Source organism: Methylopila musalis (assembly GCF_042679725.1).
GTDB lineage: Bacteria > Pseudomonadota > Alphaproteobacteria > Rhizobiales > Methylopilaceae > Methylopila > Methylopila musalis.
This window is the reverse complement of the sequence record NZ_JBHTMX010000149.1, coordinates 1-6639: the sequence shown is the minus strand read 5'-3', so window position 1 is coordinate 6639 and position 6639 is coordinate 1. Positions and strand designations below refer to the sequence as shown.

Sequence of the window (6639 nt, the reverse complement as noted above, 5' to 3'; positions counted from 1 at the left end):
GCCTGCGCCGTCCGCCCGTGAACGCGACCCGGACTGTCAGGCGCTCGCTCGCCTTCCCGTGGTCGCCGCCCCGTCGCCGCCCATCCTCGGGCCCGGCTCCTGCGGCGCCGCCCTGCCGGTGGCGCTTTCGGCGGTGACGCTGACGGACGGGCGGGAGGTCACAATCGCGCCCGCCGCGACGCTCACCTGCGCCGCGGCCGTCGCCGCAGCCCGCCTCATCCGCGATGACCTCGCTCCGGCCGCGGCAGAAGCGGGCGTGAAGCTGTCCGGCGTCCACGTGGCCGCGTCCTATGTGTGCCGGGGGCGGAACAATCGCAAAGGCGCGAAGATGAGCGAACATGGGCTCGCCAACGCCGTCGACCTGTCCGGCTTCAGCTTCGACGAAGGCCGGCGCCTCGGCGTCTACGACGACGCCCTGCCAAAGGAGTTCGCGGCGGCGCTGAAGCCTGCGGCCTGCGCGCGGTTCGCGACCGTGCTGGGGCAAGGATCGGACGGCCTGCACGAGGACCATCTGCATCTGGATTTGCGAAAACGCCGCAATCCCCAGTCTCGGCTCTGCCAGTGGACGGTGGATTAGCGGGTCGGTTGAGTGGCCTGGGCGTTTCCGGCCACCGCGTCCGTGCGAAGCGCGTTCAGCGCCACATCCACGATGTCGTGGCGCTCGAAGGCGTCCCGCACCACGTTCGCCACATGCCGGACCAACGGAACGCGCTCGCAGGCGAAGCCGTTGTGGTCGCCAAACGTCCGATCGGCGCGATCGATCACGTCCGCGCAGTCGGTCGCGGCGCGCACGTCGATCCGGCGGTGCTCCGGCAGGTCGCCGGCATAGCCGCCGTCCCTGAGATAGGTGACGTCGGAAAAGGCCGCGAAGGCCGCAAACGTGAGCGCAGCGCCAAGCAGGACGAGCCGCATGGTGGTGACCTGATGATCAGGGGTGGACCTCCCCCCAAACGAAGGAGGCAAGACTATCGTTCCAGTTAACGGAGCCGTGCGCGACATCTTTTTTTGCGTTTGCGCGTCATGTCGCAGCCCGGGTTCCGGCGGCGCGACGGCTGGGCTAGGAGAGAGCGACAACCCGCCGACGGAGTCTCCCCGCGATGGTCACCAATCTCCAGGCCCGCGACGCCGCGACCGTGCTGCACCCCTATTCCAACCTTGCGACGCTGCCGCGACAGGGCTCGCTGATCCTGGAGCGGGGCGAAGGCGTGTTCGTCTACGACGTGGACGGAAAACCCTATCTCGAAGGCATGGCGGGCCTGTGGTGCAACGCCCTCGGCCATGGCCGGGAGGAGTTGGTGGAGGCGGCCGCCGAGCAGATGCGCAAGCTGCCCTTCGCCCATCTCTTCACCGGCAAGAGCCATGATCCGGCGATCGCGCTGGCGGAGAAGCTGAAGGAGCTGTCGCCGATGAAGGCCGCGAAGGTCTTCTTCTGCAATTCGGGCTCGGAGGCGAACGACACGCAGGTCAAGCTGGTCTGGTACGTGAACAACGCGCTTGGCCGGCCGCAGAAGAAGAAGATCATCTCGCGGATCAAGGCCTATCACGGCGTCACGGTCGCGAGCGCAAGCCTCACCGGCCTGCCCAACAACCACATCGACTTCGACCTGCCGATCCCGGGCGTGCGCCACGCCGGCTGCCCGCACCACTACCGCTTCGCCGAGGCCGGCGAGAGCGAGGAGGCCTTCGCCACCCGGCTCGCGGCCGAGCTCGACGCGCTGATCGAGGCGGAGGGGCCGGAGACGGTGGCCGCCTTCATCGCCGAGCCGGTGATGGGGGCCGGCGGCGTGATCGTGCCGCCGGAGACCTACTATCCGAAGATCCAGGCGGTGCTGGAGAAGCACGACGTGATGCTGATCGCCGACGAGGTGATCTGCGGCTTCGGCCGGCTCGGCGAATGGTTCGGCTCCACCGCGCTAAAGATGAAGCCGGACACCATCTCCATCGCCAAGCAGCTGTCCTCGGCCTATGCGCCGATCGCCGGCGTCATCATCCCGGACTGGATCGACGAGGCGCTGACCCGCCAGAGCGAGAAGATCGGCGTGTTCGGCCACGGCTTCACCTATTCCGGGCATCCGGTGGCGGCGGCCGTCGCGGTGAGGACGCTGGAGATCTACGAGCGCGAGAACATCCTCGCCCATGTGAACGGGATCATCCCGGCGTTCCAGGCGCGGTTGAAGGCGCTCGGCGACCATCCGCTGGTGGGCGAGGCGCGGGGAACCGGCCTTGTCGGCGCGGTGGAGTTGGTGGCCGACAAGACGACCAAGCGCTCGTTCGACGCCAAGCGCGCCATCGCGGCCAAGGCGGTCGGCTTCGCGCAGGACGAGGGCCTGATCGTGCGCGCCATCGGCGACGCGGTGTCGGTGTGCCCGCCGCTGGTGATCACGGCCGCCGAGATCGACCTGCTGTTCGACCGCCTGACCGCGGCGCTCGACCGCACCGAGGCCTGGGCCACGGCCGAAAACGCCCGCGCGGCCTGAGGCGCCGGACCTCTCTGGAAGCCTCATTCGCCCGTCATGCCCGAGCTTGCCTCGGGCATCCACGACTTGGCCGCGCACGCTCGCGTTTCGCAAAAATCGTGGATGCCCGCGCGCTGCGCGGGCATGACGCATGCTTGAGCGACGGGGTCCCGCGAGGTCGGAGCAGGCTGTCAGCCGAGCGTCGCGAGGCCCGGGAAGGTCTCCAGCAGCCAGAACGAGGCGGTGGCGGTGAAACCGGTGAGGAAGGCGAGGCCGGTCAGCACCAGCAGGCCGCCCGTCACCTTCTCCACCACGCCGAGATGGGCGCGGAAGCGCTTCAGGAAGGCGATGAACGGCTTCATGGCGAAGGCCGCGATCAGGAACGGTAGGCCGAGCCCCGCGGCGTAGACCGCGAGCAGGCCGGCGCCACGGGCGACGGTCGCCTCCGATGCCGCGACCGACAGCACCGCCGCCAGCACCGGGCCGATGCAGGGCGTCCAGCCGAAGGCGAAGGCGAGCCCCATCAGATAGGCGCCCCAGAGCCCGACCGGCTTCTGCACCTCCATGCGGGTGTCGCGCATCAGGAAGCCGATGCGGAACACGCCGAGGAAGTGCAGCCCCATCACGATGATGGCGACGCCGGCGACGCTCGACAGCAGCGGCGCGTTGGCGAGCAGCAGCCGCCCGAGCGCCGAGGCGGTGGCGCCGAGCGCGATGAACACGGTCGCGAAGCCCAGCACGAACAGCGCCGCGGCCCCGAGCGTCCGGGCCGAAACCGAGCGCGGCCGCTCGTCGCTGACGAGCTGGTCCAGCGTGGAGCCCGCGAGATAGCAGAGATAGGGCGGCACCAGCGGCAGCACGCAGGGGCTCAGGAAACTCAGCGCGCCGGCGGCGAACACGGCCGGAAGGGTGACGTCGGAGATCATGGTCGCATCCGCTCGGTCGCGCGAGGGGGCCTGAGCCCGTTCAAGGGTCCGGAGCGTCTAGCGCGAGCGGCCCGCGAGCGAAAGTCCGCGCCCGCAAACGTGAGGCGCGCGCGGCCGGCCCTTGCCGCCCCGGAGACCGGCGCGCTAGAAGACCTCCGACCCACTGACATCCCCGCCGGCCGGCATGCGGCCGCGCGCCCTCGTTGACGGTTTCCGCGAGCACGAAAGCCCCCATGGCCCAGCGCGAATTCATCTATCACATGTCCGGCGTCTCCAAGGCCTTCGGCCCCAAGAAGACGCTCGACAACGTCCACCTGTCCTTCTACCCGGACGCCAAGATCGGCATTCTCGGCCCGAACGGCGCCGGCAAGTCGACCCTGCTCAAGATCATGGCGGGGCTCGACAAGGAGTTCACCGGCGAGGCCTGGGCCGCCAAGGGCGCCCGCATCGGCTATCTGGCGCAGGAGCCCCAGCTCGATCCGGACAAGACCGTGCGCGAGAACGTCATGGAGGGCGTCGCCGCCAAGACGGCGATCCTCGAGCGCTACAACGAGCTCGCCATGAACTACTCGGACGAGACCGCGGACGAGATGACCGAGCTGCAGGACAAGATCGAGGCGCTCGGTCTGTGGGACCTGGACAGCAAGGTCGATCAGGCCATGGAGGCGCTCGGCTGCCCGCCGGACGACTGGAACGTCGAGAAGCTCTCGGGCGGCGAGAAGCGCCGCGTGGCGCTGTGCAAGCTGCTGCTCGAGGAGCCGGACCTGCTGCTGCTGGACGAGCCCACCAACCATCTCGACGCCGAGACGGTGAACTGGCTCGAAAACCACCTCCGGAACTATCCGGGCGCGATCCTGATCATCACCCACGATCGCTACTTCCTGGACAACGTGACCGGCTGGATCCTCGAGATCGACCGCGGCCGCGGCATCCCCTACGAGGGCAACTACTCGTCGTGGATTGTCCAGAAGCAGAAGCGGATGATCCAGGAGAACCGCGTCGAGGAGGCCCTGCAGCGCACGCTGAAGCGCGAGCAGGAGTGGATGGGCAACAGCCCCAAGGCGCGCCAGGCCAAGAACAAGGCCCGCATCCAGCGCTATGACGACCTGGTGGCCAAGGCCTCCGAGGCCGGCCCGACCACGGCGCAGATCGTCATCCCGATCGCCGAGCGCCTCGGCGCCAACGTGGTGGAGTTCGACGGCCTGTCCAAGGGCTTTGGCGACAAGCTGCTGATCGAGGACCTGTCGTTCAAGCTGCCGCCCGGCGGCATCGTGGGGATCATCGGCCCGAACGGTGCCGGCAAGACCACGCTGTTCCGCATGATCACCGGCCAGGACACGCCCGACAAGGGCGAGATCAAGGTCGGCGACACCGTGCATCTCGGCTATGTGGACCAGTCCCGCGACGCGCTCGACCCCAACAAGAACGTCTGGGAGGAGATTTCCGGCGGCACCGACGTGATCCATCTCGGCAAGCGCGAGGTGAACTCCCGCGCCTATGTCTCCGCCTTCAACTTCAAGGGCGCCGCCCAGCAGAAGAAGGTGGGCGACCTGTCCGGCGGCGAGCGCAACCGCGTGCATCTCGCCAAGATGCTGAAGTCCGGCGCCAACGTCCTGCTGCTCGACGAGCCCACCAACGACCTCGACATGGAGACGCTGCGCGCGCTCGAGGAGGCGCTGGAGGACTACGCCGGCTGCGCGGTCATCATCAGCCATGACCGCATGTTCCTGGACCGCATCGCCACCCACATGCTCGCCTTCGAGGGCGACAGCCACGTGGAGTGGTTCGAGGGCAACTTCCAGGACTACGAGGAAGACAAGAAGCGCCGCCTCGGCCCCGACGCCGTGGAGCCGAAGCGCATCAAGTACCGCCAGTTCTCGCGCTGACGGTTTGAAACGGCGGCCTTCGGGCCGCCGTTTTCGCATGGAGGGACGAAAGATGGCCGCGACGCCGCAGAACGACTGGTCCGCGACCCGCTATCTCCGCTTCGAGGACGAGCGCACCCGGCCCGCGGCGGAGCTTCTGGCCCGCGTTCCCCTCGCCTCCGCGACGCTTGCGGTCGATCTCGGCTGCGGCCCCGGAAACTCCACCGAGGGTCTGGCGCGCCGCTTCCCCGAGGCGGAGATCGTCGGGCTCGACTCCTCGCCCGACATGCTGGCCGCCGCCCGCGCCCGCCTGCCCGCGGCGCGCTTCGAGGAGGGCGACATCGCCGCCTGGGCTGCAACCGGGGGCGAGCGGCCGGACGTGATCTTCGCCAACGCCGCGCTGCAATGGCTGCCCGAGCACGAGACGCTGTTTCCGCGCCTGCTCGGCCGGCTGGCGCCCGGCGGGGTCCTCGCCGTGCAGATGCCGGACAACCTGCGCGAGCCCTCCCATGCGGCCATGCGCGAGACCGCGCTCGACGGCCGCTGGCGGGACCGCCTCGGCGACGCCGCGGGGACGCGCACGCCGATCCTGCCGATGGAGCGCTATTACGATCTCCTGACCGCCGCCGGCGCGTCCGTGGACATCTGGGCGACCACCTTCGCCCATCCGCTCGACGGCGTGGAGGCGATCGTCGACTGGCTGCGCGCCACCGGCCTGCGGCCGTTCCTCGGGCCGCTCGACGTCGCGGAGCGCGCGGCCTTCGAGGAAGCCTACGCGCAACGCCTCGCTCTGTTCTACACGCCCCGCGCCGATGGTAAGGTTCTGCTGCGATTCCCGAGGCTTTTCATGGTGGCCACGGCCCGTTGAGGCGGCGCTAACCGGAGCGCGCGAGAATCAAAGCCGTTTTGGTTCGGCGGAGAAACAGAGGCATGCTTCGCTTCGTGGCGCGGCTCGGCGTCGTGACCTTGATCGCGATCGCAATGTCGCTCGCCCTGACGTTCGGCATCGCGGCGCTGTTCGGCTTTACGCCGGACTCCGTCACCGTGATCATCGCCGCGACCTGCCCGCTCATCATTTCGCTCACGCTCGGCGCCTATCTCCAGAGCCAGACCGAACGGCTGCGCAGCCTGAACGCGGAGCTCAGCCAGGCGCACGCCCGCCTGAGCTACCTCGCGCGCCATGACGGGCTGACGGGCGTTTTAAACCACGCCGGCTTCTACGGCGCGCTCGACGGCGTCCGCCGCCGGGGCGGCGCGTTGCTGCTGGTGGACGCGGACCACTTCAAGACCGTCAACGATGACTTCGGCCACGACGCCGGCGACCGCGCGCTGCAGGCGCTGGCCCGCGCGATCGCGGACGCCGCGGGCGCCGACGCGCTGATCGGCCGGGTC

The 6639-nt window shown here is 69.2% G+C and carries 7 protein-coding genes; 5 read left to right on the top strand and 2 right to left on the bottom strand.

Annotated features, from left to right (window positions below; all coding sequences use genetic code 11):
- Positions 1–577: extensin family protein (locus ACFQ4O_RS13395; protein WP_378776195.1), on the top strand; the 577-nt coding region annotated here is incomplete at its 5' end.
- Here ACFQ4O_RS13395 and ACFQ4O_RS13390 read toward each other — a convergent pair.
- Positions 574–912: a hypothetical protein gene (locus ACFQ4O_RS13390; RefSeq protein WP_378776194.1), complete on the bottom strand. Its 339-nt coding sequence runs from the start codon at positions 910–912 to the stop codon at positions 574–576. The two genes, ACFQ4O_RS13395 and ACFQ4O_RS13390, sit on opposite strands and share 4 nt — an antisense overlap.
- Before the next feature lie 185 nt (positions 913–1097).
- Between ACFQ4O_RS13390 and ACFQ4O_RS13385 the strand changes: the two genes are divergently transcribed.
- Positions 1098–2477 carry an aminotransferase gene (locus ACFQ4O_RS13385; RefSeq protein WP_378776193.1) on the top strand — a complete coding sequence of 460 codons (1380 nt, stop codon included), beginning with the start codon at positions 1098–1100 and terminating at the stop codon, positions 2475–2477.
- A 170-nt stretch (positions 2478–2647) separates the two neighbouring features.
- Here ACFQ4O_RS13385 and ACFQ4O_RS13380 read toward each other — a convergent pair whose 3' ends face one another.
- Entirely contained in the window at positions 2648–3382 is a 735-nt protein-coding gene (locus ACFQ4O_RS13380; RefSeq protein WP_378776192.1) for a cytochrome c biogenesis CcdA family protein, read from the bottom strand.
- Positions 3383–3615: 233 nt separating this feature from the next.
- Here ACFQ4O_RS13380 and ettA point away from each other — a divergent pair, with 233 nt between their 5' ends.
- From ettA to ACFQ4O_RS13365, 3 genes are all read left to right on the top strand, one after another.
- Positions 3616–5268, top strand: a complete 1653-nt coding sequence (gene ettA, locus ACFQ4O_RS13375) for an energy-dependent translational throttle protein EttA (protein ID WP_378776191.1) — start codon at positions 3616–3618, stop codon at positions 5266–5268.
- A 52-nt stretch (positions 5269–5320) separates the two neighbouring features.
- Positions 5321–6115 (top strand): trans-aconitate 2-methyltransferase, encoded by a 795-nt coding sequence (gene tam, locus ACFQ4O_RS13370; RefSeq protein ID WP_378776190.1) that lies wholly within the window; start codon positions 5321–5323, stop codon positions 6113–6115.
- A 62-nt stretch (positions 6116–6177) separates the two neighbouring features.
- On the top strand, positions 6178–6639 hold a 462-nt coding region (locus ACFQ4O_RS13365), incomplete at its 3' end, for a GGDEF domain-containing protein (RefSeq protein ID WP_378776189.1).